31 protein-coding genes are annotated in these 26419 nt (G+C 41.4%); all 31 read left to right on the top strand.

The features are described from left to right. Nucleotides 1-6: 6 nt before the first annotated feature. The 31 genes from fliG to pyrH all read left to right on the top strand — a co-directional run bounded on the left by fliG (nt 7) and on the right by pyrH (nt 26419). Nucleotides 7-1023, top strand: coding sequence for a flagellar motor switch protein FliG (gene fliG / locus NSQ52_RS07995; RefSeq protein WP_034281776.1), 1017 nt, complete (start codon nt 7-9; stop codon nt 1021-1023). Beyond that, nucleotides 1016-1780, top strand: coding sequence for a flagellar assembly protein FliH (gene fliH, locus NSQ52_RS08000; RefSeq protein ID WP_017367245.1), 765 nt, complete (start codon nt 1016-1018; stop codon nt 1778-1780). The genes fliG and fliH overlap by 8 nt, the downstream gene beginning before the upstream one ends. Continuing rightward, nucleotides 1777-3093: a flagellar protein export ATPase FliI gene (gene fliI, locus NSQ52_RS08005; RefSeq protein WP_008344803.1), complete on the top strand. Its 1317-nt coding sequence runs from the start codon at nt 1777-1779 to the stop codon at nt 3091-3093. Before fliH ends, fliI begins: the two co-directional genes overlap by 4 nt. Before the next feature lie 8 nt (nt 3094-3101). Then, nucleotides 3102-3545 (top strand): flagellar export protein FliJ, encoded by a 444-nt coding sequence (fliJ, locus tag NSQ52_RS08010; RefSeq protein WP_024720352.1) that lies wholly within the window; start codon nt 3102-3104, stop codon nt 3543-3545. 12 nt (nt 3546-3557) lie between these two features. Next, a complete protein-coding gene (locus NSQ52_RS08015; protein ID WP_144665396.1) occupies nt 3558-4244 on the top strand; it encodes a MotE family protein in 687 nt (228 codons plus the stop codon). Next, complete coding sequence (locus NSQ52_RS08020) at nt 4245-5567, top strand: flagellar hook-length control protein FliK (protein ID WP_342474042.1); 1323 nt, start codon at nt 4245-4247, stop codon at nt 5565-5567. Then, nucleotides 5567-6010, top strand: a complete 444-nt coding sequence (gene flgD / locus NSQ52_RS08025) for a flagellar hook assembly protein FlgD (RefSeq protein WP_041507305.1) — start codon at nt 5567-5569, stop codon at nt 6008-6010. Before NSQ52_RS08020 ends, flgD begins: the two co-directional genes overlap by 1 nt. Before the next feature lie 21 nt (nt 6011-6031). Beyond that, a complete protein-coding gene (flgG, locus tag NSQ52_RS08030) occupies nt 6032-6823 on the top strand; it encodes a flagellar basal body rod protein FlgG (RefSeq protein WP_096881395.1) in 792 nt (263 codons plus the stop codon). A gap of 37 nt (nt 6824-6860) precedes the next feature. Continuing rightward, nucleotides 6861-7076 carry a flagellar FlbD family protein gene (locus NSQ52_RS08035; RefSeq protein ID WP_008344794.1) on the top strand — a complete coding sequence of 72 codons (216 nt, stop codon included), beginning with the start codon at nt 6861-6863 and terminating at the stop codon, nt 7074-7076. Next, nucleotides 7073-7501: a flagellar basal body-associated protein FliL gene (gene fliL, locus NSQ52_RS08040; protein WP_007499592.1), complete on the top strand. Its 429-nt coding sequence runs from the start codon at nt 7073-7075 to the stop codon at nt 7499-7501. The genes NSQ52_RS08035 and fliL overlap by 4 nt, the downstream gene beginning before the upstream one ends. Before the next feature lie 32 nt (nt 7502-7533). Beyond that, the gene (gene fliM / locus NSQ52_RS08045) at nt 7534-8532 is read left to right on the top strand and encodes a flagellar motor switch protein FliM (RefSeq protein WP_008354483.1); all 999 of its coding nucleotides are present in this window, start codon (nt 7534-7536) and stop codon (nt 8530-8532) included. Continuing rightward, nucleotides 8522-9643, top strand: coding sequence for a flagellar motor switch phosphatase FliY (gene fliY / locus NSQ52_RS08050; RefSeq protein ID WP_007499588.1), 1122 nt, complete (start codon nt 8522-8524; stop codon nt 9641-9643). The genes fliM and fliY overlap by 11 nt, the downstream gene beginning before the upstream one ends. A gap of 27 nt (nt 9644-9670) precedes the next feature. After that, nucleotides 9671-10033 (top strand): response regulator, encoded by a 363-nt coding sequence (locus tag NSQ52_RS08055; protein WP_003212360.1) that lies wholly within the window; start codon nt 9671-9673, stop codon nt 10031-10033. Between the two features lie 18 nt (nt 10034-10051). Beyond that, nucleotides 10052-10711 carry a flagella biosynthesis regulatory protein FliZ gene (gene fliZ, locus NSQ52_RS08060; RefSeq protein ID WP_024720357.1) on the top strand — a complete coding sequence of 220 codons (660 nt, stop codon included), beginning with the start codon at nt 10052-10054 and terminating at the stop codon, nt 10709-10711. Beyond that, nucleotides 10704-11369: a flagellar type III secretion system pore protein FliP gene (gene fliP / locus NSQ52_RS08065; RefSeq protein ID WP_007499580.1), complete on the top strand. Its 666-nt coding sequence runs from the start codon at nt 10704-10706 to the stop codon at nt 11367-11369. The genes fliZ and fliP overlap by 8 nt, the downstream gene beginning before the upstream one ends. Before the next feature lie 16 nt (nt 11370-11385). Next, nucleotides 11386-11655 carry a flagellar biosynthesis protein FliQ gene (gene fliQ, locus NSQ52_RS08070; RefSeq protein WP_003211206.1) on the top strand — a complete coding sequence of 90 codons (270 nt, stop codon included), beginning with the start codon at nt 11386-11388 and terminating at the stop codon, nt 11653-11655. Between the two features lie 6 nt (nt 11656-11661). Then, nucleotides 11662-12441, top strand: a complete 780-nt coding sequence (gene fliR, locus NSQ52_RS08075; RefSeq protein WP_007499578.1) for a flagellar biosynthetic protein FliR — start codon at nt 11662-11664, stop codon at nt 12439-12441. Further along, nucleotides 12438-13526: a flagellar biosynthesis protein FlhB gene (gene flhB / locus NSQ52_RS08080; protein ID WP_039166670.1), complete on the top strand. Its 1089-nt coding sequence runs from the start codon at nt 12438-12440 to the stop codon at nt 13524-13526. Before fliR ends, flhB begins: the two co-directional genes overlap by 4 nt. Before the next feature lie 29 nt (nt 13527-13555). Then, entirely contained in the window at nt 13556-15589 is a 2034-nt protein-coding gene (gene flhA, locus NSQ52_RS08085) for a flagellar biosynthesis protein FlhA (protein WP_045034262.1), read from the top strand. Next, entirely contained in the window at nt 15589-16707 is a 1119-nt protein-coding gene (flhF, locus tag NSQ52_RS08090; protein WP_342474043.1) for a flagellar biosynthesis protein FlhF, read from the top strand. Before flhA ends, flhF begins: the two co-directional genes overlap by 1 nt. Continuing rightward, nucleotides 16704-17609 (top strand): MinD/ParA family protein, encoded by a 906-nt coding sequence (locus NSQ52_RS08095; RefSeq protein ID WP_342474044.1) that lies wholly within the window; start codon nt 16704-16706, stop codon nt 17607-17609. The genes flhF and NSQ52_RS08095 overlap by 4 nt, the downstream gene beginning before the upstream one ends. Then, nucleotides 17606-18688, top strand: coding sequence for a chemotaxis response regulator protein-glutamate methylesterase (locus NSQ52_RS08100; protein WP_024720361.1), 1083 nt, complete (start codon nt 17606-17608; stop codon nt 18686-18688). The genes NSQ52_RS08095 and NSQ52_RS08100 overlap by 4 nt, the downstream gene beginning before the upstream one ends. 5 nt (nt 18689-18693) lie before the next feature. After that, nucleotides 18694-20721 (top strand): chemotaxis protein CheA, encoded by a 2028-nt coding sequence (locus tag NSQ52_RS08105; protein WP_024720362.1) that lies wholly within the window; start codon nt 18694-18696, stop codon nt 20719-20721. 24 nt (nt 20722-20745) lie between these two features. Further along, nucleotides 20746-21207 carry a chemotaxis protein CheW gene (locus tag NSQ52_RS08110; protein ID WP_045034266.1) on the top strand — a complete coding sequence of 154 codons (462 nt, stop codon included), beginning with the start codon at nt 20746-20748 and terminating at the stop codon, nt 21205-21207. A 12-nt stretch (nt 21208-21219) separates the two neighbouring features. Then, a complete protein-coding gene (locus NSQ52_RS08115; protein WP_007499567.1) occupies nt 21220-21846 on the top strand; it encodes a chemotaxis protein CheC in 627 nt (208 codons plus the stop codon). Next, nucleotides 21846-22346, top strand: a complete 501-nt coding sequence (locus tag NSQ52_RS08120) for a chemotaxis protein CheD (protein ID WP_007499566.1) — start codon at nt 21846-21848, stop codon at nt 22344-22346. The genes NSQ52_RS08115 and NSQ52_RS08120 overlap by 1 nt, the downstream gene beginning before the upstream one ends. Before the next feature lie 24 nt (nt 22347-22370). After that, nucleotides 22371-23138: a FliA/WhiG family RNA polymerase sigma factor gene (locus tag NSQ52_RS08125; RefSeq protein WP_007499565.1), complete on the top strand. Its 768-nt coding sequence runs from the start codon at nt 22371-22373 to the stop codon at nt 23136-23138. 21 nt (nt 23139-23159) lie between these two features. Next, nucleotides 23160-23699 (top strand): hypothetical protein, encoded by a 540-nt coding sequence (locus NSQ52_RS08130; RefSeq protein WP_045034267.1) that lies wholly within the window; start codon nt 23160-23162, stop codon nt 23697-23699. Between the two features lie 155 nt (nt 23700-23854). Continuing rightward, a complete protein-coding gene (gene rpsB / locus NSQ52_RS08135) occupies nt 23855-24589 on the top strand; it encodes a 30S ribosomal protein S2 (protein WP_007499561.1) in 735 nt (244 codons plus the stop codon). Between the two features lie 91 nt (nt 24590-24680). Next, nucleotides 24681-25562: a translation elongation factor Ts gene (gene tsf / locus NSQ52_RS08140; protein ID WP_007499558.1), complete on the top strand. Its 882-nt coding sequence runs from the start codon at nt 24681-24683 to the stop codon at nt 25560-25562. A 134-nt stretch (nt 25563-25696) separates the two neighbouring features. Further along, complete coding sequence (gene pyrH / locus NSQ52_RS08145) at nt 25697-26419, top strand: UMP kinase (RefSeq protein ID WP_008344767.1); 723 nt, start codon at nt 25697-25699, stop codon at nt 26417-26419.

Here is a 26419-nt window from a genome sequence, read left to right on the forward strand (position 1 = left end):
ATACACATGTCGAGAAAAGATCCAAATCGACTAACAGGCAGACAAAAAGCAGCAATCCTAATGATTTCCTTAGGGCTAGACGTGTCAGCATCTGTATACAAACATCTGTCTGAAGACGAAATAGAAAAATTAACATTAGAAATTTCCAATGTACGAAGTGTAGATACTGCTAAAAAAGATGAAGTCATCGAAGAGTTTCACAGCATTGCCATCGCGCAGGACTACATATCACAAGGCGGCCTTATGTACGCAAGACAAGTGCTTGAAAAAGCGCTTGGTGAGGACAAAGCGGACAGCATCTTAAATCGCTTAACATCCTCACTTCAAGTGAAACCATTTGATTTTGCTAGAAAGGCTGACCCAGAGCAAATTTTAAACTTTATCCAGCACGAGCATCCACAAACCATTGCGCTCATTCTTTCCTACTTAGATCCAGTACAGGCTGGACAGATTTTATCTGAGTTAGGCGAGGAAGTACAAACTGAGGTTGCAAGAAGAATTGCTTTAATGGATCGCACATCTCCAGAGATCATCAATGAGGTGGAACGTATTCTTGAACAAAAGCTTTCTTCAACCTTTACGCAAGATTATACCCAAACGGGCGGAGTCGAAGCGGTAGTCGAAGTACTGAATGGTGTAGACCGTGCAACGGAGAAAACCATTTTAGATACACTGGAAATTCAAGATCCTGAGCTTGCTGATGAAATTAAGAAACGTATGTTTGTCTTTGAAGACATTGTTACTCTTGATAGCAGAGCCATTCAGCGCGTGATTCGAGATGTTGAAAATGACGATTTACTACTTGCACTCAAAGTGGCAAGCGAAGAAGTCAAAGAAATTGTCTTCCGCAACATGTCGCAACGTATGGTCGAAACGTTCAAAGAAGAAATGGAGTTTATGGGACCTGTCCGGCTTAGAGATGTCGAGGAAGCACAGACTCGTATTGTCAGCATCGTAAGACGACTTGAAGAGGCTGGAGAAATCGTCATAGCTCGAGGTGGAGGAGACGATATCATTGTCTAGGATTATCAAACATGAAACATCTGTTATTCCTGAACAAGGCCGTCAAACCATTCCCTTGCAGCAAGTGGAATTCAAAAGAGAACATCACGAAGAAGAGCTTGTCAACGAGACAGAAGCATCTCAGCTTGTATTAAGTGATGCACAAGATGAAGCAAGCCGTATTTTAGAACAAGCAAATCGTGAGCTGGAACAAACAATGGCTGAAATCAATCAGCGGCGAGCTGATTTTGAAGCAGAAAGAGTACAGCTCATTGAAGAAGCGAAACAAACAGGATATCAAGATGGTTTTCAAAAGGGCGAAGCAGATGCGAATTTACAGTATCAATCGATTCTTGATCAAGCGAATGACATTGTCAGCCTTGCAAAGCAGGACTATGAAGCAAAAATCGAAAGCTCTGCTGAAGAAATTGTCGAACTTGCGTTTGAGCTCGCTAAACGAGTATGGAATGCAGCTGAGGACACAAAAGAACAATTTTTAACGCTAGTGAAGCAGGTCATTTCAGAAGTGAAGGAATATGACGATATTTCCATCTATGTCGACCCTGCACATTACGAACATGTGATGGAATATAAAGACGAATTAAATAGAATCCTTCAAAAGAATACACATCTTGCCATTTACTCGGATGAAAAAGCACCAAAAGGTACTTGTTACGTCGAAACAAGCTTTGGAAAAGTGGAAGCGAGTGTTGATACCCAAATGAATCAGTTAAAAGAAAAGTTATTAGAAGTCATTGATTCAGGTGATCACAAATGAACATAGATGTGCTAAAAGAAACGATTGAAACCGCCGATCCCTATAAACGTTTTGGTAAAGTCAATCGAGTTGTTGGACTGATGATCGAGTCCAAGGGGCCAGAAAGCTCAATCGGTGATGTATGTCTTATTCACAAAAAAGGGAGTAAGAATCATCCGATCAAAGCAGAAGTCGTTGGCTTTAAAGATGAAAACATTTTGCTCATGCCCTACGTAGAAGCCTCTAACATCTCACCAGGCAGTCTTGTTGAAGCAACAGGTGAGTCGTTAAAGGTCAAAGTAGGAACAGGTTTAATCGGGCAGGTTGTTGATGCCTTCGGTGATCCACTGGACGGCAGCATGCTTCCTAAAGGACTTGCACCTGTCTCAACAGAACAATCTCCTCCAAACCCGATGGACAGACCGCCTATTCGTGAAAAAATGGGCGTTGGTGTCAGAGTGATCGACAGCTTGCTCACAGTCGGCACTGGTCAAAGAATTGGCATATTCGCAGGAAGCGGTGTTGGTAAAAGTACCTTGATGGGGATGATTGCCAAGCAGACAGAAGCGGACCTCAATGTCATTGCACTTGTTGGAGAGCGTGGACGTGAAGTTCGCGAGTTTATCGAAAAAGATTTAGGAGCTGAAGGACTGAAGCGTTCGATTGTTGTTGTCGCAACTTCAGATCAGCCCGCACTGACAAGATTAAAAGCAGCCTATACTGCAACAGCTATTGCCGAATATTTCAGAGACAGAGGCAAAAATGTCATGTTTATGATGGATTCTGTCACAAGGGTCGCCATGGCACAGCGGGAAATAGGACTTGCAACCGGTGAACCGCCAACAACAAAAGGATATACGCCTTCAGTGTTCGCTATACTGCCAAAATTGCTAGAACGAACTGGTACAAATCAACTTGGTTCCATCACAGCGTTTTACACAGTGCTTGTTGATGGTGACGATATGAATGAGCCGATCGCTGATACAGTGCGGGGGATTTTAGATGGCCACATAGTACTTGATCGTGCACTGGCCAACAAAGGACAGTTTCCAGCTGTCAATATTCTGAAAAGTATCAGTCGTGTCATGAGTAATATCGCAAGTCATGATCACAAGGAAGCGGCTAACCGGTTCCGCCAGCTTTTATCCACATATCAAAACGCTGAAGACCTCATTAACATTGGAGCATATAAAAAAGGCTCCTCTAAAGATATTGATGAGGCCATGCAAGCTTACCCACAACTGATTTCATTTTTGAAGCAGGACGTTGAAGAGGCTGTATCGATTGAAGACAGCGTGAGGATATTGCTCAGTTTGATGAATAGAGAGGATTGACAAAAACAGTGAGATATCAATACAAATTTCAAAAGCTCTTAGAATTGAAAGAAAGTGAAAAAGACAAATCACTCGCAGCGTATCAACAATCCGTTTCGGCATTTGAGCAAGCCGCTGAAAAACTCTATGAAAATATGAGTAAAAAAGAGCTAATGGAAAAGAGCAAAGAAGAAAAGCTGAGAAGTGGGATGAGTGTTCAAGAAATGCGTCATTATCAGCAATTTGTAACGAACTTAGATAACACCATTCATCATTATCAGCAGCTTGTGATCATGAAACGCCATCAAATGAATGAAAAACAATCTGATTTAACTGAAAAAAATATTGAGTTTAAAAAGTTTGAAAAAATGAAAGAAAAGCAATTTGAAAAGTTCTCCCTTGAACATAAGGCAATTGAAATGAAAGAAATGGATGATATCTCTATCAGCCAATTCATGTTTCAAGGACATTAGGAGTCGAGATGAATGCCTAAGAAGGAAAAAACAAAGGAATCAAGCGGCGGCGGTAAATTTCAATGGATCTTGTTTATTGTCATTATCCCATTGGTTGTGCTTGTGATTGTAACGGGCACAATCCTTTATATGGCAGGTTATGATCTAAAGAAACCGCTCCAAAACATTCCAGGGATTAGCAGCTTGGTTGGATCAGATGACACATCAAAAACGTCATCTTCAAATAACGATCAACGTGATACAGAGTTGAAAGCGTTGAAAAAGACGATTAAAGAACAAGAGAATGAACTTGAAATTGCTCAAAAAGACTTGAAGACAAGTGATGAAGAGATTAAACGATTGAATCAAAAAATCAATTCACTTGAAAAAACATCTGATAAAGAGAACACGTCAGCAAGTGACAGTTCATCAAACAGTACATCATCAAGTAATAACGCATCAGGATCTTCAACTGATTCGTCAGCATCTTCTAATCAGCAATCAAAAGGAAAGATCGCCAGCATTTATGAAAGCATGGATGCAGGGAAATCTGCCAAAATTCTATCAGAGCTAAGTGATAAAGAAGCTTTGAAGATCCTTGAAGAGCTGAGTAAAAATAAGCTGACGGATATATTAGCAAAACTGACACCTCAGAAGGCAGCAACGTTCACGAAGGAGCTTGCCAAAAAAGAAGAAAGTGAAAATGGAGGTGGACAATAAGTGAAGCTATTGGACATTGGAGCCTTACAGCAATCTTCCCAAGGTCTCTCGGGACTAAAGGGAGAGGGGGCAGTATCTGCTCGCGGCCTGTTTAAACAATTGTTAAATGGCGCAGGTATTCAAAGTGGTCCAGCTATTTCTCAGCCAGCGGAAACTACTCTATCCATGAATGATGCGATGCAAATCATTGAAAAATGGATGCAATCACCTGAAGAAGAAATAGATGGAGATCTTCTTGCGGCACTTCAGGCGCTGCAAGGTCAAAAGCTTGAGGGGGCTGACTTAAAGTCACTTGAAGAGCTATTTCAAAAGATGGAATCGGTTATCTATGGCGATCAGGATGAGAAGCCAGTTGCTGAACATAGTGAACAGCTCATACAAGTCCACTTTTTCTTATATCAAATACTGAATCAGCAGCCGGTTAACTTTGATGCAAAACTTGTACAGGATATTCAAGCAAAAGGTGAAGATTTCATCAAGTTTCTAACGAAAAACGGAGCAGATGAAAAGCTCATTCAACAAGTAAAAGAGCAGTTCTTCGCGCAAGGATCGGCACCTAAGCTGAATAATATGTCGCAAAGCGAGCTGAAACACTTTAATCAGTTAATCGATCATATGATGGCGAATGCGAAAGGGTCAGATAAAGAGTGGAAAATTTCCTTAGGAGAGTTAAAAGAAATGGTTGCTCCAAGGCAAGAATCTTCCTTCTCATCTCCAGCAAAAGGTGTTGCCTCACTTGAATGGCTCATGAAAAAAGAAGTCACCAAAGGTCAAGGCACTACGGCACCTGCTTCTGAAAAAACAATCACCCATACGCTGCTTCCAGGGCATAAACAGTTCTTCCAACTGCAATCAGCTGCTCCTGTGCAGCAGACGCAAACAACTGACGAAAAGCCAGGCACGGTTGATCAGCAGATTTTAAATACGTGGAAACAAATGAAGTTCACACCATTTGGCAATTCAAGCGGACGGTTTACCGTACGATTAAATCCAGAAAATCTAGGGTTTATTACCATCCAGCTAACGAAACAAAACGGGATGTATGCGAGTAAAATTACAGCTTCAACGCAAGCAGCAAAAGAGCTGCTCGAGCATCATCTGCCGCAGCTCAAGCAGGCACTACCGAATATGTCGGTTCAAGTTGACCGTTTCCATATACCGCTTCAGTCAAATGAGCAGCCGTCTTTTGGACAATTTAATGAGGAAGGCAAGCAGCAGCCATCAAAAGGACAAAGTTTCCAGCAGCCTGATGAACAGGAAGCTGAATTCCAAGATGTACTAGATGCGCTTGTTGGATCAGAAGAAGAAGAGGAGGAGATCTAATGGCAACTGTTGATGCGACGAATAGAACAGCCGCACAAGCGGACACTTCTTCAAACGCAGCAAAGAAAACAGATACACTTGGCCGAGATCAGTTCTTGAAAATCTTACTTACGCAGCTTCAAAACCAAGATCCGACAAACCCGATTGATGACCGTGAGTTTGTCACACAGCTTGCAACATTTTCTTCTTTAGAACAGCAAATGAATATGAACGAATCTATCACTCAAATGAATCAGATCATGTCTACATTTGTTGCACACCAAGATCCATTTACGACATATGTAGGCTGGATTGGTAAAGAAGTAGCGGGCAAACAAGATGATAAAGACATATCTGGCACTGTGAAGTCTGTGAAAAACATAAACAATGAATACTTCCTATATTTAGAAGATGGAACGAAAATCAGCCCATGGGATGTTACAACTGTTGGAGAAAAATCGTAAGCAAATCGAGGAGGAAAATAAATGTTACGCTCACTTTACTCAGGAATTAGCGGAATGAAAAACTTCCAAACAAAATTAGATGTTGTAGCCAATAACGTGGCCAACGTCAATACACATGGATACAAAAAAAGCCGTATCACTTTTAAAGATATGGTCAGTCAAACCATTGCAAGTTCTGGTGGACCGACGAATAACTCTGGTTCAATCAACTCAAAACAAGTTGGTTTAGGATCAGCTTTATCTTCTATTGATAAAATCATGACATCAGGTTCTTCTCAAAATACAGATCAACCTTATGATTTCTATATCAATGGTGATGGGTTCTTTCGTATTCAGAGCCAAGGAGAAATTCTTTATACACGAACTGGGAATTTCAAGCCTGACTCAGAGGGTAGCTTAATTACTCCTGATGGGAACTACCTGCTTGGAATGGATGGACAAAAAATAACGATTCCAGCAGGCGTTTCAAGTGTAAGTGTTGGTCCTGATGGAACGATTTCGGTAGTTGAAAACAATGTATCGAGAACAGTGGGACAAGTATCGCTCGTATCTTTCCGTAATGCAGGAGGATTAGACAAAGTTGGTGACAACCTTTACCGCCAAACGTTAAGTTCAGGTGCACCAAGTAATCCAATCGTTCCTGGTGAAGAAGGAACTGGCGTGGTCCAAACAGGTAAACTTGAAATGTCAAACGTTGATTTAACAGAAGAGTTTACCGAAATGATTATCGCACAGCGTGGATTCCAATCGAATGCAAAGACGATCACAACATCTGATGAAATTCTGCAAGAACTTGTGAATCTGAAACGATAGGAGGTAGGGGGAGCGGTTTATCGCTTCTCTGCTTAATATGATTGAAGTGACAAGATTAAATGGCAAAGGATTTATGCTCAACGCTCTCCATATCGAGCAAATCGAAAGCTTTCCAGACACGACCATTACACTCGCCAATGGAAAGAAATTCGTTGTGAAAGAAGATGAAGAGCAGCTTCAGGAGAAAATCATTTCTTTCTATAGAAAAATCCAAGTCATTTCATTGAATCAAGGAATAGAGGAGTTTGAATGAAGAAGAAATTAGTCGTAGTAATGCTAATCATGATTATTGCTATCGTCGGAATTGGAGCAGGTATTGTCTTTCTGGTGAATGGGTCAGACGAAGCAAAAGCAGAAAAAGAGCCAACAGCAGATGAAGTCGTAAAAGCTTCTGTTGAAATTCCTGAGATTGTGACCAATTTAAAATCTGAAGGAAATGCGGTTAAACTTGTACTAAATATTGAAACTGATTCAGAAAAAGCCAAAGAAGAGCTTGAAAAAAGAAGCTTCCAAGTGAAAGATGCCGTGATTGACATTTTATCAGACACGAATGCAGATGAACTTGATGGCAAAAAAGGCAGAGAACATTTTAAAACACAGGTCAAAAACAAAGTGAATAACTATTTGCAAGATGGCAAGGTGAAAGAAGTTTATATAACCTCCTTTAATCTGCAATAGAGGCGATTAATTGACACGATGGAGGTGAAGAAATGTCAGGAGAAGTGCTTTCCCAGAATGAGATCGATGCATTATTATCCGCCATATCAACAGGCGAAATGGATGCAGAAGAGCTGAAAAAAGAAGAAACGACGAAAAAAGTGAAAGTGTACGACTTTAAACGTGCATTGCGCTTTTCAAAAGACCAGATTCGAAGTTTAACAAGAATTCATGATAACTTCGCTAGACTGCTTACCACACACTTTTCAGCGCAGCTAAGATCATATATTCAAATTTCTGTCAGCTCGGTTGACCAAGTGCCATATGAAGAATTTATTCGTTCGATTCCTAATATGACATTATTAAACTTATTTTACGTCAGCCCGCTTGAAGGAAGAATCATGCTTGAAGTGAACCCAACGATTGGCTATGCCATGATGGATAGGCTGATGGGCGGGATTGGCATTAGTCATAATAAGACAGAATCACTGACAGAAATCGAAACAAAGATTATCTCAAACATGTTTGAGGGAGCTTTGGAAAACTACAGAGAAGCGTGGCAGTCCATAACCGACATCGAGCCAGAAATGGCAGATTTCGAGGTAAATCCCCAGTTTGTTCAAATGGTGTCACCAAACGAAACAGTTGTCGTCATTTCTCTTAATACACAAATTGGTGAGGTAAGCGGGGTTATTAACCTCTGTATTCCTCACGTAGTATTAGAGCCTATTATTCCGAAGCTGTCTGTACACTACTGGATGCAATCTGAACGAAATGAACCGAAACAAGAAGAAACAAAGGCCATTGAAAAACGGATTATGACGGCGAAAATACCGGTAGTCGCAGAGCTTGGACAATCGGAAATGACGGTGGAAGAGTTTTTGAATTTGGAAATTGGTGATTGTATTGCCTTGGACAAACCAGTAAATGCGCCTCTTACTGTTATGGTCGGAAATAAACCGAAATTCTTGGGACAGGCCGGCCGCGTGAATCGGAAACAGGCGATTCAAATTCTAGATCACGACATAAGAGGTGAAGAAGATGGAGAATAACGGAAGTAAATTATCACAAGATGAAATCGATGCGCTCCTTAAAGGAGGCAGCAATGACGATATAGAGCCTGATACACTCCTTTCTGCAATGGAACAAGATGCCATTGGGGAAATCGGAAATATATCATTTGGAAGCTCTGCAACAGCACTTTCAACCCTATTAAGTCAAAAAGTGGAGATTACAACTCCAACTGTCACAGTGATTCAAAAAAGCAAGCTGAATGAGGAATTTCCTCATCCGTATGTCGCGATTGAAGTGAATTATACGGAAGGCTTTAGCGCTAGTAACCTGCTTGTCATCCAGCAAACCGATGCGGCAGTCATTGCGGATTTAATGATGGGCGGAGATGGAACAAATGCTGACCCGTCGTTAAGTGAAATTCACTTAAGTGCAGTACAAGAAGCGATGAACCAAATGATGGGTTCAGCAGCGACGTCCATGTCAACAGTCTTTAATAAAAAGATTGATATTTCTCCGCCTCGCGTTGAGTTGCTTGATGTGAAAGAAGGAGAAGGCACAGACCGCATTCCAGCTGAAGAGATGCTTGTCAAAGTGTCCTTTAGATTAACAATAGGTGAACTCATAGATTCAAATATTATGCAGCTTTACCCTATTACGTTTGCGAAAGATTTGATTGCAGAATTAACAGACCCAGCGGAAGAAGAGCCGGTTCAAGAAGCACCTCAGAGTGCACCTGAACCACAGCAGGCTGCTCCGCAAGCACAATCTGCTCCTATGCAGCAATCGGCACCGCCGAAAAGACAGGCGAAGCCAAAGCCGGCAGAACCAGTCAATGTGGCGCCAGTTGAATTTGAGGCATTTAGTGAGCCTCAGCATACAACAAGTCAGCTCGGTAATCTTGATATGCTGATGGATATTCCACTTTCCATTACAGTGGAGCTTGGAAGAACGCAGCGCAGTGTGAAAGAAGTACTTGAACTTTCCGCTGGAAGTATCATTGAACTGGACAAACTTGCAGGTGAGCCAGTCGACATTCTGGTCAACAAACGAATCGTCGCCAAAGGAGAAGTTGTTGTCATTGATGAGAACTTTGGTGTACGTGTGACTGACATTTTAAGTCAGTCAGAAAGACTTTCTAATTTAAAATAAACAAACATATAGGGAGAGAATAAGTAAATGGCTACTAAGGTATTAATCGTAGATGATGCAGCATTCATGAGAATGATGATTAAGGATATTCTTGTAAAAAACGGATTTGATGTAGTAGGAGAAGCAGAAAACGGCGCACAAGCTGTTGAAAAATTTAAAGAAACATCTCCTGATCTAGTCACAATGGATATCACAATGCCAGAAATGGACGGGATCACAGCATTAAAAGAAATTAAACAAATCGATGCTTCTGCAAAAATCATTATGTGCTCAGCGATGGGACAACAATCAATGGTTATTGATGCCATTCAAGCAGGTGCAAAAGACTTTATCGTGAAGCCATTCCAGGCAGACCGTGTACTTGAAGCAATTAATAAAACGTTAGGCTAAAAAAGGGTGTAAGACTTGTTGAAAAAACGTTTGATATGTATAGCAATGATCAGTTTTATGCTTTTCTTGACAGCGCAGCCAGCCTCACTGTTTGCTGAAACAAAAGATCCTGAAAATGGCACAGTGAATGACTGGCTCAAAGATGAGAAAGAAAGCAAAAAGGATACAGAAAAGAAAACCACTGACAATCAAACGAATCCGGCAGAAGAAGTTCCCTCTTCTTCTGTCTCCATTATGGATTTTGTCAAAATGATTGGTGCCTTACTTTTTGTCATCCTGCTCATTTACGGATTGGTGAGATTTGTTGGAAAGCAAAACCGCTTACTCAAGCCATTTCGCTATGTTGAAAATATTGGCGGAACGACGGTTGGTCAAAATCGTTCAGTTCAGCTGATCAAAGTGGGCAAACGAGTATTAGTTGTCGGCGTAGCAGACTCAATCCAGCTGCTAAAAGAAATCGATGATGAACAAGAATGCGAAGCGATTGTGAAACAATACGAAGAAGCGATGGAAAGTAAGACTGACTTACCGAAAATGATGCAAAAATTAACATCGCAAGTGAAGAAACACGATCAGCCGACCACTTCTTCTTTTTCAGCCAATTTAAAGGCGCAGCTAGCCGAATTGAAAAAGACCCAATCAGAAGTCAGAAAGAAAGGCCCGAAACAAAATGAATGAGTTTATCGATTTATTTAATTCCAGTGGCGCAGGGAATATTAGCACATCTGTCCGTCTTCTTTTATTGTTAACTGTATTTTCAGTTGCACCAGGCATTCTTATTTTAATGACCTGTTTTACACGGATTGTGATTGTTCTTTCGTTCGTTAGAACATCACTTGCAACCAACTCAATGCCGCCAAACCAAGTGCTTGTAGGACTTGCTTTGTTTCTCACATTTTTTATTATGGCACCCACATTCTCAGAGATTAATAAAGAGGCACTCACGCCGCTTTTAAATGATGATATTACGTTAAATCAGGCCTATGAAAAAGCCGAAGTGCCAATTAAAGAGTTTATGAGTAAACATACGAGACAGAAAGATTTGGCTTTATTTCTTAGTTACGCAAAAATGGATACCCCTGAATCGATTAAAGATATTCCCTTAACGGCGATGGTACCAGCGTTTGCAATTTCAGAATTAAAGACGGCATTTCAAATTGGTTTTATGATTTTTATTCCATTTTTAATTATTGACATGGTGGTCGCAAGTGTCCTGATGTCGATGGGGATGATGATGCTTCCGCCGGTTATGATATCGCTCCCTTTCAAAATATTGTTATTTGTATTAGTTGATGGATGGTATTTGATTGTTAAATCTTTGCTGCAAAGCTTTTAGAGTAGGTGCTTAAAACATGAGTTCAGAATTTGTCATTACGATGGCTGAAAGATCAGTGTATGTTGTATTACTTGTCAGCGGGCCGCTTCTTGCGCTCGCACTAATCGTGGGACTAATTGTCAGTGTGTTTCAGGCGACAACCCAAATCCAAGAACAGACGCTTGCGTTCATTCCAAAAATTGTTGCAGTGCTCATTGGACTTGTTGTGTTTGGTCCTTGGATGCTTTCAACAATTGTGTCATTTACAACAGAGCTGTTCTCGAATTTAGATCGATTTGCAGGTTAATCAGAGATGTCAATCATAGAATTATTTCCTGCCTTTCTTCTCGTTTTCATTCGGATCACCGCTTTTTTTGTGACAGTGCCGCTATTAGCGCATCGAACGATACCAGCAGTTCACAGAGTTGGTTTTTCACTGTTTTTGGCTGTCATTAGTTTTAGCACCATTAAAGAACCGCCAGCACTCGATATCGACGGTCTTTACATGATGCTTGCCGTGAAAGAAGCAATGGTCGGACTTCTGCTTGGACTGATTGCATATATCATGGTGTCCGCAGTTCAAATTGCCGGCTCATTCATCGATTTTCAAATGGGTTTTGCGATTGCCAATATTATTGATCCACAAACAGGGGCGCAAACGCCGCTGATGGGGCAGTTTTTTTATACGGTTACCTTGCTACTGATGCTGGCAACAAATGCACATCATTTGCTGCTTGATGGAATCTATTACAGTTTTCAATATATTCAAGTTGATCAGTATGCGCTGAACTTCGGCAGTGAATCCTTTGCTTACTTTATTGCAAAGAGTTTCAACCAAATGTTCATCATAGCCTTTCAAATCTCAGCACCTGTTGTGGCTAGTTTGTTTTTAGTCGATTTGGCATTAGGAATTGTGGCACGTACAGTTCCGCAAATGAACGTATTTGTCGTTGGACTGCCCATTAAAATGGGCGTGAGTTTTATTATGATCATCATTTGTATGGGTGTCATCTTCGGGGTCGTCCAAAATACATTTGAAACGATTGTGCTCACCATGAGGAATTTCTTAGCATTGGTCGGTGGTTCGTCATGACGACAAGACTTAGACTCGACTTGCAATTTTTCGCAGGTGAAAAAACAGAAAAAGCAACACCGAAAAAGAGACGGGATTCACGTAAAAAAGGGCAGGTTGCCAAAAGTACCGACGTCAATACAGCCATCTCATTTCTACTAATCTTTTTATCATTCTTTTTTATTGGGCCTTTTATGAAAGAGCGTATTATTGCGCTCATTGAACGTTTTTATTCAACAACGATGCTAATGAAGGTTAGCACATCTAATATTCATCAACTATTTGTGGAATTGCTTCAGGAAACAGGACTCCTCCTCATGCCAATCCTTGGTGTTGGTATGCTGGCAGGGATCATTAGTAACTATTTGCAGGTTGGCTTTCTCTTTTCGACAGAAGTAATCAAACCGAAATTAGAAAAACTCGATCCAATCAAAGGGTTTAAACGAATATACAGTATTCGAGCCCTCGTAGAGCTATTAAAATCCATTTTGAAAATTGGTTTAATTGGTTTTGCGACATTTATTGCACTTTGGATGCACTTTGACGATATCCTGAGGCTTCCTTTATTAACAGCAGAGGAAACTCTTCATTTCGTGGCAAATATGACCTTGATTATGGGTCTATATGCAGCAGGTGCTCTCATGATCTTAGCAGGGCTTGATTATATGTATCAGAAATTTGATTATGAAAAAAACTTACGGATGTCTAAACAAGACATCAAAGATGAGTATAAAAAATCAGAGGGTGACCCGCTCATAAAATCAAAAATTAAACAGCGGCAAAGGGAAATGGCCATGAGACGGATGATGCAGGAAGTCCCAAAAGCGGACGTCATCATTACAAACCCGACCCACTACGCAATTGCCTTGAAATATGACGAAGAAAAGATGGACGCGCCGTTTGTTGTGGCAAAGGGAACAGATATTTTGGCTTTGAAAATTAGAACAATTGCGAAAGAACATGATGTCATGACTGTAGAGAACCGGCCACTCGCCCGCGCCCTCTATGATCAAGTGGATATCGACCAAGCGGTGCCGGAAGAGTATTTTAAGGCGATCGCAGAAATTTTGGCTTACGTATATAAAACGAAACAAAAGATTTTATGAATTTTTGGTTTTAAAAGGAGAGAACAGGCATGTCAGCAAGAGATTTATCTGTTTTATTCAGTGTTATTTTAATCGTGGCGATGCTGGTCATACCATTTCCGCCCATCCTATTAAGTATTTTAATCATTATTAATATTTCTCTTGCGCTTATCGTGCTTCTCACCACAATGAACATGCAAGAACCACTGCAATTTTCCATTTTTCCATCTTTGCTTTTGCTCTTAACACTGTTTCGTTTAGGGCTTAACATCTCTACAACCCGTTCTATTTTATCAACTGGAGATGCTGGTAAGGTTGTAGAAACGTTTGGATCATTTGTTGTTGGGGGCAATATACTCGTTGGTCTGGTTGTCTTCCTTATTCTGATCATCATTCAGTTTATTGTCATCACCAAAGGGGCAGAGCGTGTATCAGAGGTTGCGGCCAGATTTACACTCGATGCGATGCCAGGTAAACAGATGAGTATTGACGCAGATTTGAATGCAGGAATGCTGACAGAAAGTGAAGCTAGAAACCGCCGTGAAAAAGTAGCAAGAGAAGCAGACTTTTATGGTGCGATGGATGGTGCAAGTAAGTTCGTTAAAGGGGATGCCATCGCAGGTATTATCATCGTTATTATCAATATTATTTTTGGCATCATTATTGGGATGATTCAGCAAGGAATGTCAATACAAGAATCAGCTTCCCACTTTACTCTTTTAACAGTAGGGGACGGAATTGTTTCGCAGATCCCTGCACTTCTTATTTCAACAGCGACAGGGATTGTTGTCACGAGAGCGGCTTCTAACGGAAACCTTGGTTCAGACATTACGGGTCAGCTCTTTGCCTTCCCTGCCATGCTTTATGTCACAGCAGGTACGATCTTCCTGCTTGGATTGTTTACGCCAATTGGCGTACTTTTGACAGGGCCGATCGCAGGTTTACTTGCACTCGGTGCGTACATGATGTCGAAAAACAAACAGGATCAAGAAGAGATTGAAGAAGTACTGGAAGAACAGGCAGAGGTAGAAGAGATGAAAAGTCCAGAAAGCGTCATTCATCTCCTGCAAATGGATGCCATTGAATTTGAATTTGGCTACGGGTTGATCCCGCTTGCAGATGCCAATCAAGGCGGAGACCTGCTAGACCGAATTGTCATGATCAGAAGGCAGCTTGCTCTTGAACTAGGTCTTGTCATTCCAGTTGTCCGTATTCGAGACAACATTGCGCTGAACCCGAATGAATACAGGCTCAAAATAAAAGGGAACGAAGTGGCAAAAGGAGAGCTGCTGCTCGATCATTACTTAGCGATGTCTCCAACGCCTGATGATGATCCGATTGAAGGAATTGAAACAATCGAACCATCCTTTGGTCTGCCGGCAAAATGGATATCAGAAGCAGAAAAAGATCAGGCTGAAATGCTTGGGTATACAGTGGTCGATCCAGCATCTGTTGTGTCTACCCACATCACAGAGAAGATTAGACAAAATACCCATGAGCTGCTTGGACGCCAAGAAACGAAGCAATTAATCGATCATCTGAAAGAAAGTTATCCAGTTCTAGTAGATGAGGTAACACCGAATCCACTAGCAGTCGGGGATATCCAAAAAGTACTTGCAAAGCTTCTGAAAGAAAAGGTCTCCATTCGAAACCTTGTGACCATTTTTGAGACCCTTGCAGACTACGGAAAATTAACGACTGATACAGACTTGCTAACAGAGTATGTTAGACAGGCACTTGCAAGACAGATTACTGCACAGTATGCAAGAGAAAATGAATCACTGAAAGTCGTGACATGCTCAGGCCGAGTCGAAAAAGTAATTGCAGACAGCGTGCAGCAAACAGAGCATGGGAACTACTTATCGTTAGATCCAGAATCCTCTGAAAGTGTGATTCAATCAGTGGCGAGAGAAATTGAACAGCTTTCGCTTCGTCAGGAAACGCCGGTTCTATTATGCTCACCTCCTATAAGAATGTACGTCAAACAGTTGTTAGAAAGATATTTCCCAGAATTACCGGTACTATCTTATAACGAACTAGAAGCAAATGTGGAAGTACAGAGCATCGGAGTGGTGGATATCTAATGAAAATGAAAAAAATCACAGCGAATTCTATGCAGGAGGCAACGATCCAAATCAGGCAGCAGCTTGGGAAGGATGCCGTCATATTAAATTCGAAAACCGTTGTCAAACGAAAGCTGTTCGGTTTAAAGAAACAGCAAATGGTCGAAGTGATTGCAGTGCTGGATCAAGATTTTGAAGAAAGAGCCGGTAAAGGATTACAACCAGCAGCTGCGCCTATCCCGGTGTTACCGAAAAAGGAGCAGACTCAACACCTTACACAAGAGCTGCCGGTTGCTGCTCAAGCAGTCAAAGCAGCGCCTTCTCATTCTCAGCCTATAGAATATGCAAGAAACGAACGCCATGCCGGGATCTTACCGGATTCTCTCATGAAAATGGATCAAAAGCTAAAGGATCAAGGTCTTGATGCTGAGATTCGAGATGAGTGCTTAAAGGGTCTTTTAACAAAAGGTGCTGTGAAAGAAGAGCAGATTGAAAAAGAACTTGAAAAACTACTCACAGGGATGCTGCCGGCTCACACTTCTGATGAGCCGATGATTCGTTCGAAATACATTGTGTTGTTTGGTTCAACTGGTGCTGGTAAAACGACAACGATTGCAAAGCTGGCTGCGAAAACGGCTATTCAGCAGCAAAAGAAAATTGCTTTTATCACAACAGATACGTACCGGATTGCAGCGATTGAACAACTAAAAACATATGCTGAACTGCTGAATGCACCTCTTGAGGTTTGTTATTCAAGAGAGGACTTTGTGAAAGCACAGCAGACCTTTAAAGACTATGATCATATTTTCATCGATACAGCAGGCCGTAACTTTAAAGAAGAGGCGTACATCAAAGAGCTGACAGATATCATTCCATTTGATGAAAGCATTCAAAGTTTTCTCGTCATGAGTGCGACATCGAAATATCAAGATATGAAAGCCATGGTCAAACGTTTTGAACACGTTCCAATCGATCAATTTATTTTTACAAAAGTTGATGAAACAGACACGATGGGAACGATCTTTCAAATCATTGCAGAATCTCAAATCGGGCTCGGGTTTTTAACAAATGGTCAAAATGTACCTGAGGATATTCTTGAGAGTTCCCCCCTTGATTTGACAAGGATGGTCTTACAATGATGAAGCCTGACCAAGCCGAAGGTTTAAGAAAGCTTGTTCAGCAGAATCAACTGATTGTACCGAACTCTCTTCATGCGAATGGACAGGCGAAAACCATTGCTGTCATGAGCGGTAAAGGCGGAGTAGGTAAATCGAATTTGACGCTGAATATGGCACTGTCTATCGCAAGTACGGGCAAGCAAGTGCTCATCATCGACCTCGACTTTGGCATGGGGAATATTGATATTTTACTAGGGAAAACATCGACCAGCTCTATATTAGACGTGCTTGTTAGAAAAAAATCCTTCCAAGCGGCTATGACAAAAGGAACGGAAAATCTGTATTACATTTCTGGCGGAAGCGGGCTTGAGCAGCTGTTTTCTTTAGACAAAGATCAATGGTCGTTCTTTTTAGAAGAGATGGAGAAAATATTGAATGACTTTGATTGTATATTCTTTGATATGGGTGCAGGCTTGTCAAAAGATCAACTCCCTTTTGTCTTATCGGCAGGAGAGGTGGTCGTTGTGACAACGCCAGAACCAACATCCATCATGGATGCCTACAGCGCAATTAAGCACTTAGCCATTCATCAGTTTGAACAGTCTGTTCAAATCATCGTCAATCGGTGTAAAACCCCGTCAGAAGGGTCTGAAACGTACCGGAAATTAGCAGGAGTGGTGACGTCCTTTCTACACCGAAAGCTTGTGTTTGCTGGGGCGGTGCCTGATGACCCTGCTGTTCCTAAAGCAGTCACTGAACAAATGCCATTTTATATGAAGCAGCCTCATTCAAGGCTAAGTAAAACCATTAAAATGCTAGCTGAAACACTGTATCATCAGCAGATAAGAGAGGCACGGAGAGAGCAGCATACGTTTATAGATAAGTTGTCCTCTTTTTTTAAAAGGAGGAAGGTGGACTCATGATTAGAGTGCTTGTAGTAGATGACTCGGCTTTTATGAGAAAACTCATCAGTGATTTCCTAAGTGCCGAGCAAGAAATTGAAGTCGTCGGAACGGCGCGAAATGGAGAAGATGCCTTAAAGCGAATTAAGGAATTGAATCCAGATGTTGTCACACTTGATGTGGAAATGCCTGTTCTAAATGGAACAGAAGCATTAAAACAAATTCTGGCTGAACACGACCTTGCTGTGATTATGGTGTCAAGCCAGACGAAGCAAGGGAAGGAATTAACCATCCATTGCTTAGAACTCGGTGCTTTTGACTTTGTGACAAAGCCTTCAGGAAGTATTTCGCTCGATTTACACAAAGTAAGAGGTCAAATTGTAGAGCGGGTACTTGCGGCAGGCCTGTCTAGGAAACGTACTGAGAAACAAGTTTCTCCTAAGCCGTTCATGAAGCCGCCAAGTCCAATTCCAGCGGTCGCTCCCCGCCTGCAAGAAGTAAGAAGCGGTTCATCACTCCGAAAGATTATTTCAATCGGAACTTCTACGGGAGGGCCTAGGGCGCTTCAACGAGTCGTCACGAAGCTGCCAAAAGACATAGAGGCGCCGATTTTGATTGTGCAGCATATGCCGGCAGGATTTACGGCATCGCTGGCTACTAGATTAGATCATTTATCACAAATTACGATCAAAGAAGCTCAAGATGGAGACATCGCTAAAAATGGAGTGGCTTACATAGCTCCTGGTGGATTGAATATGTCACTTCATGAACAAGGGGCAGCTTTAGTGATCAGGCTGTCCCCAGAAGACACTGACAGCCGTCACAAACCTTCTGTTAACTATTTATTTGAATCCATCAGCAACATAAAAGGTTACGAGAAAATCGCTGTCATTATGACAGGAATGGGTAGTGATGGCACAGAAGGTGTCAAAAAAATGGTCGCAAGCGGTCATACAAAAGTCATTGCAGAAAAAGAAGAATCATGTGTTGTTTTCGGAATGCCTAAATCAGTCATTAAAGCAGGCCTTGCACATGAAACAAGGCATGTGGATGACATCGCACATGCAATTATAAGCTCCATGAAAAAAGAGAGGGCGTGAACACGTTGGATGTAAACCAATACTTAGATATCTTTTTAGATGAAAGCAGAGAACATTTACAAACTTGTAATGAAAAACTTCTTGAATTAGAAAAGAACCCAACAGACTTGCAGCTAGTGAATGATATATTCAGAGCCGCTCATACACTGAAAGGCATGAGTGCAACGATGGGCTTTGATGATATGGCTCAATTAACACATCATTTAGAAAACATGTTTGATGCCATCAGAAACGAACAAATGATTGTCACTCCTGAATCAATGGATACGATGTTTGAAGCACTCGATCACCTTGAAGCAATGGTCCAATCGATTGCAGAGGGCGGGGATGGAAAACGTGATGTCACGGAGATTAGTAAAAAACTAGATGTGACAGGAAGCCATGCAGAAACAGCATCTGCCGTTGAGACTGCTGAAGCATCATCAGCTGCAAGCGACCTAGACTATAACGAATTTGAACGAACAGTTCTTGATGAAGCGAGAGAACAAGGCTTTAAATGTTATGAGCTGAACGTGACATTAAGTGACGCATGCTTATTAAAAGCCGTTCGTGTCTATATGATTTTTGAAAGACTGAACGAAGCAGGAGAAGTTGTCAAAACGGTTCCGAATGCAGAACTTTTAGAATCAGAAGATTTTGAATCTGAATTCAGCATTTCTTACTTATCGAAACAGCCGATGGAAGAAGTGAAAAAAATCGTGACAGCGATCTCAGAGGTTGAACAAGTGGAGATTTCTGAAGTCTCTGCCTTTGAAGAAGCGGCTCCGGCTGAAACAAAAGCAGAGAAACCTGAGCAGAAAAATGAAGAAGTCGCAGCTCCTGCTGCTAAAGCGCCAGCAAACGATGCGCCAAAAGCAAATGGCAATAACGGTGCAGCTGCCGGCGGAACGAAAACGATCCGTGTCAACATCGATCGTCTAGATTCGCTTATGAACCTGTTTGAAGAGCTTGTCATTGATAGAGGACGTTTAGAACAGATTGCTAAAGAACTTGAAAACAACGAACTCACGGATACAGTGGAAAGAATGTCCCGTATTTCTGGAGACCTGCAATCGATCATCTTAAACATGAGAATGGTGCCTGTAGAAACGGTGTTTAACAGATTCCCACGTATGATTCGTCAATTGACGAAAGAGCTCAATAAGAAAATTGAACTGATCATTGAAGGTGCTGAGACAGAGCTTGATCGAACAGTGATCGATGAAATTGGCGATCCGCTCTTACACTTACTTAGAAACAGTCTCGATCACGGGATTGAATCACCAGAAGAACGTGTGAAAAAAGGCAAACCAGAAAAAGGAACTGTTCTTTTAAAAGCATATCATAGCGGAAACCATGTCTTCATTGAAGTAGAAGATGATGGCGGCGGGATTAACCGTAAAAAGGTCCTTGAAAAAGCATTAGAGCGCGGAGTTATTACAGAAAGAGAAGCGGAAACGCTTGAAGATCACCAAATTGATTCATTGATCTTTGCAGCAGGGTTCTCTACAGCGGATACGATTTCTGATATCTCGGGCCGGGGTGTAGGTCTTGACGTTGTGAAAAACAAGCTGGAATCATTAGGTGGTTCTGTGAGTATTAACTCAACAGAAGGTCAAGGCTCACTGTTCTCAATTCAGCTTCCACTCACATTATCGATCATTTCCGTACTTCTTGTGAAACTAGAGGAAGAAACATTTGCTATTCCGATTTCTTCTATTATAGAAACAGCTGTCATTAAGAAGAGTGACATCCTTCAAACGCATGATCGTGAAGTCATTGATTTCCGTGGATTTATCGTACCGGTTGTGTACTTGAAGAAACAGTTCAACGTACCAAATGCGAATGATTTAGAAGAAGAACTGCACATTATTGTTGTCCGTAAAGGAGACAAGCTAACAGCATTTGTGGTCGATTCGTTTATCGGTCAGCAAGAGGTTGTATTGAAATCACTTGGAGATTACCTACCAAACGTATTTGCGATATCAGGCGCAACAATCTTAGGTGACGGTCAGGTTGCACTCATCGTTGACTGTAATGCACTGATTAAGTAAAAAACAATAGAGGAGCGGTCTGAAATGAGTACAGATATCAAAACTGGCGAAAAGATGATTGTGTTTATCGTAAACAAAAAAGAATACGCCATTTCAGTATCAGAAGTAAAGTCCATTGAAAAATGGCAGCAGCCGACAAGAGTTCCTGGCGTTGCCCCTTATATATGCGGTGTCATTAATCTACGTGGTGTCGTGACACCTGTCATTGACCTTAGAGTGAGACTTGGATCAACTGACAACGAGATTACAGACGAAACAAGAATGATTATTGTACAAGTTGGTGACATTGAAGTCGGCTGGATTGTTGATGAAGCAAATGATGTCATTACTGTTCATCAGGAAGAGGTAGAAACTTCTACTGATTCAGCTGAAAAAGAAGGACTGTCATGGGTGACAGGAATTATTAAGCATGATCAGCGTCTATTCAATATCATTCATGCTGGTGCGGTCCTCGACAAGAGCGTGCAAGATGCACCTGTTCATTAAGGGGGATGTGAGATGAGCATTTTCAATGAAATTAAAGATGAACAGCTAGATATATTAAGTGAGGTTGGGAATATCGGAGCAGGCCATGCAGCGTCTGCTCTTGCCAGCCTATTGAATCGCAAAATTGATATGGCTGTTCCTTTTGTCAAAGTTCTCTCGTTTGAAGATTTAATGGATTTCTTTGGTGGAGCAGACCTTCCAGTTGCCAGTATCTTTTTGCGAATGGAGGGTGACCTTACCGGTTCAATCTTTTTCATTATGCCGTTTGAACAAGCTGAACAATTTGTAAGAGAGCTTGTTCAGGACCCAGCATTTGATATTGATACGATTCATGAACACATGCTAGGAACATCAGCGCTTCATGAGCTAGGAAATATTTTAGCAGGCTCTTATTTATCAGCACTTGCCGATTTAACAAAACTGCAGCTTCATCCAAGTGTTCCAGATGTCACGCTCGACATGTTCGGGGCTGTCATTAGTGAAGGATTAATGCAGTTTAGCCCTCTCGGCGATCAGGCGATTGTGATTGATACATCGATTTTTGATGATCAAAATCAGCAAGAGCTGAAAGGAAATATGTTTCTATTACCAGACTTTGAATCGTTTGAAAAACTGTTCAAAGCATTAGGTAACCTATAATGAACGTGCAGATTCCGGCAGTTGTAAAGGTTGGTATAGCGGATGTTCAGCTTGTGAAAACACCGGACCGTATACGGACATCCGGTCTCGGTTCTTGCGTAGGACTTGTCCTTTTTGACCAAGAAAAAAAACTGGCAGGACTTGTCCATGTCATGCTTCCAGACTCCTCTCTTTCAAAAGGAGCGGTAGAGAACTTGGCTAAGTATGCAGATACAGGTGTCAAGCATACAATTGATCTGCTCTTAAAAGAAGGAGCGCGCAAACATGCGCTAAAAGCGAAGCTTGCTGGCGGCGCAGAAATGTTTAAATTTAAGTCAACCAATGATCTGATGAGAATTGGACCTAGAAATGTATCAGCTGTGAAAGAACATCTGTCTCTTCATCATATCCCGATCATTAGTGAGGACACGGGCGGAAACAATGGACGCACGATTGAATTCGATCCGCTTACAACAGAACTTGAGATCCGCACTGTGAAACAAGGCATTATGAAGATATAACTAAGGAAGTATAGGGGGAGAAAGATGCAATCCTTAAATTACGAAGATCAGGCGCTATGGGCTAGATGGAAAGAGTGGAAGGACCCAGCTGCTGGAGATGATCTTATGCGCCGCTATATGCCGCTCGTCACATATCATGTTGGAAGAATTTCCATCGGTCTCCCGAAGTCAGTGCACAAAGAAGACTTGATCAGTCTAGGGATGCTCGGTTTATATGATGCCCTTGAAAAATTTGACCCCGGAAGAGATCTGAAGTTTGATACATATGCATCCTTCAGAATTCGCGGGGCCATCATCGACGGTCTTCGTAAAGAGGACTGGCTGCCTCGTACATCAAGAGAAAAAACAAAAAAAGTAGAAGCGGCAATTGAAAAGCTTGAACAGCGATATTTACGAAATGTGACACCAACAGAGGTTGCTGAAGAACTCGGCATGAGTGAACAAGATGTGGTCACAACGATGAATGAAGGGTTCTTTGCGAATTTGCTCTCGATTGATGAGAAGCTGCATGATCAAGAAGACGGAGAAAACGTTCAAGTCATGATTCGCGACGAAAAGACTGTGACACCTGAAGAGAAAATGCTGAAAGATGAATTAATTGAACAGCTTGCTGAAAAAATGACAGAGCTTTCGGAAAAAGAAAAGCTTGTGATTAGTCTTTTCTATAAAGAGGAATTGACGTTAACGGAAATTGGTCAAGTGCTTAATTTATCGACCTCCCGCATTTCGCAAATTCATTCAAAGGCATTGTTCAAGCTTAAGCATCTGCTTGATAAAGCCATTCAATCTTAAAGAGTTAGTGAGTGAAAAAATATGCTATGGCTGATTAGCTTTATGCTTCATGCTGCACTTATTTATTTTGTGATCATTTTATACACGAGAATGAATTCGCTGAAGGCAACAGAACAAAAGCAGCGAGAGCTTTTAGAAGAAACGGAAAATACCCTGGCTGCATTTTTGATGGAAGTCAAAGAAGAGAATGAAAAACTATCAAAAGCTGCAGCCACTTCCCCTGATTTTTCTGCTGAAGAGCTGAAATCGGATCTTCAGACACCAAAGCAGCCACAACCACCAATTGAATCCCAGCAATCGGTAGAAAGTGAAGATCCAGTTCCAGAGCACCTGTCGGCTCTCCTTAGCGAAGTTGAGGTGCAGGAAGAGAAGGTAAACGAACCCGTTTCAAGTCTCGAAACAGAAGCTTCTGCGCCTTCTGAAAGTGAAAGAGAAGAAACATTCGAGGATCAAGTAAAGGCCTTATATGATCAAGGGCTATCATTAGAAGAAATAGCGAAAGAATTAAAAACGGGCAAGACAGAAATCGAGCTTTTATTAAAATTTAGCGGAAAGCTGTAAAGGATTCTTGATTGTCAGTCCATCATGTGTTATATTATTTCTTGGTGTTAAATACACACGCTTAATGATTCGTATGAAGGTGCTGCCGTGGCGCAGTTTTATGTGAACATGACTTAAGCGGAGGAAAAAAAACCATTATATTAGGAGGCAACAACATGTCAGTTATTTCTATGAAACAATTGCTAGAAGCTGGTGTTCACTTCGGTCACCAAACACGCCGTTGGAACCCAAAAATGAAGCGTTACATCTTTACAGAGCGTAACGGTATCTACATCATCGATCTTCAAAAAACGGTGAAAAAAGTAGAGGAAGCTTACAACTTCACGAAAAACCTTGCTGCTGACGGAGGAAAAATCCTTTTCGTTGGTACGAAAAAGCAAGCACAAGATTCAGTGAAAGAAGAAGCAATCCGTTCTGGTATGTTCTATGTAAACCAACGCTGGCTTGGTGGAACGTTAACAAACTTTGAAACAATCCAAAAACGTATCAAACGTTTAAAAGATATCGAAAAAATGCAAGAAAACGGTACGTTCGAAGTTCTTCCTAAGAAAGAAGTCGTTCAACTGAAAAAAGAATTAGAACGTCTTGAAAAATTCCTAGGCGGAATCAAAGACATGAAGGGTCTTCCAGATGCACTTTTCATTATCGACCCTCGTAAAGAGCGTATTGCAGTTGCAGAAGCTCGTAAATTGAATATCCCAATTATCGGTATCGTTGACACAAACTGTGATCCAGACGAAATTGATGTTGTGATCCCTGCAAACGATGATGCAATCCGTGCTGTAAAACTTCTAACTGCTAAAATGGCAGATGCGATTCTTGAGTCTAAACAAGGCGAAGAAGAAGCTGTTGTAGAAGAAACGACAGAAACTGAAACAACAACTGCGTAACCTATTCAAAAGGTGATAAGAGGGAACTGCCTTTTATCACCTTTTTTTCACCTAGTAATCCGTGTTTTAACATAGAAGGAGGAAATGTAAAATGGCAATTACTGCTCAATTAGTAAAAGAACTGCGTCAAAAAACTGGTGCAGGTATGATGGACTGTAAAAAAGCGTTAACAGAAACTGATGGTGACATCGACAAAGCAATCGATCTTCTAAGAGAAAAAGGGATCGCAAAAGCTGCGAAAAAAGCAGACCGTATTGCGGCAGAAGGATTAACTCTTATTAAAACTGACGGCAACACTGGTGTTATCCTAGAAGTGAACTCTGAGACTGATTTCGTTGCGAAAAACGAAGGATTCCAAAATCTTCTTAACGAACTTGCTGATCATTTACTTGCTGCGAAACCTGCAACAATTGAAGAAGCACATGCTTCTAAAATGGAAAATGGTTCAACAGTTGAAGAACATATTACTTCTGCAATTGCGAAAATCGGAGAAAAAATTACACTGCGCCGTTTCTCAGTCATCACAAAAGAAGATAACGCTGCATTCGGTTCTTACTTACACATGGGCGGACGCATCGGTGTATTAGCGGTTCTTAACGGAACAACTGATGAAGAGCTTGCGAGAGACATCGCAATGCACGTTGCTGCTGTAAACCCTAAATACATTTCTCGTGACCAAGTGTCTGAAGAAGAAGCAAACCGTGAGCGTGAAGTATTAACACAACAAGCGCTTCAAGAAGGAAAGCCTGAAAATATCGTTGCTAAAATGGTAGAAGGCCGTCTAAACAAATTCTTCGAAGAAATTTGCTTACTTGACCAAGCATTCGTTAAAAACCCAGATGAAAAAGTGAAACAAGTTGTAGGTGCGAAAAACGCAACTGTTCAAACTTATGTTCGCTATGAAGTGGGCGAAGGTATCGAAAAACGTCAAGACAACTTTGCTGAAGAAGTCATGAGCCAAGTGAAAAAATAATGTTTGAAAAGCTCTCTGGGGCTTTTTTAGGGAGCACAAGCACTGTGTTCCCTATTTTTTAGAGGATATTGATTTACAAAAGACGGTTTCTTACGCATAATAAGAGACGGTATAGTTTACACTTGGAGGTTATCATGAGCAAACCGAAATATAATCGCATTGTACTGAAGCTAAGTGGAGAAGCACTAGCTGGTGATGCTGGAAATGGAATTAACCCAACTGTCATTCAATCAATTGCAAAGCAAGTAAAAGAAATTGCAGAACTTGATGTTGAAGTTGCAGTCGTTGTAGGCGGAGGAAACCTTTGGCGTGGTAAGACAGGCAGTGACTTAGGAATGGACCGGGCAACAGCAGACTATATGGGAATGCTTGCAACAGTGATGAATTCATTGGCATTACAAGACAGCCTAGAAACGCTTGGCATTCAGTCTAGAGTACAAACCTCTATCGAAATGAGACAGGTTGCAGAGCCATACATAAGAAGAAAAGCGATCCGTCACCTTGAGAAGAAACGTGTCGTGATTTTTGCTGCAGGTACTGGTAACCCTTATTTCTCTACTGATACAACAGCAGCACTTCGTGCAGCTGAAATTGAAGCAGATGTCATTTTAATGGCGAAAAACAATGTAGATGGTGTCTACAGTGCTGATCCTCGTACAGATGCGGATGCAGTAAAATATGATAAGCTTTCATATCTTGATGTACTAAAAGAAGGGCTTGCTGTAATGGATTCTACTGCGTCCTCATTATGTATGGACAATGACATTCCATTAATCGTCTTCTCTATTATGGAAGAAGGAAATATTAAACGTGCCGTCAATGGCGAATCAATCGGAACGATCGTGAGGGGGAAATAA

The organism is Bacillus sp. FSL W8-1141 (assembly GCF_038593205.1).
In the GTDB taxonomy this organism is placed as follows: Bacteria; Bacillota; Bacilli; order Bacillales; family Bacillaceae; genus Bacillus; species Bacillus altitudinis.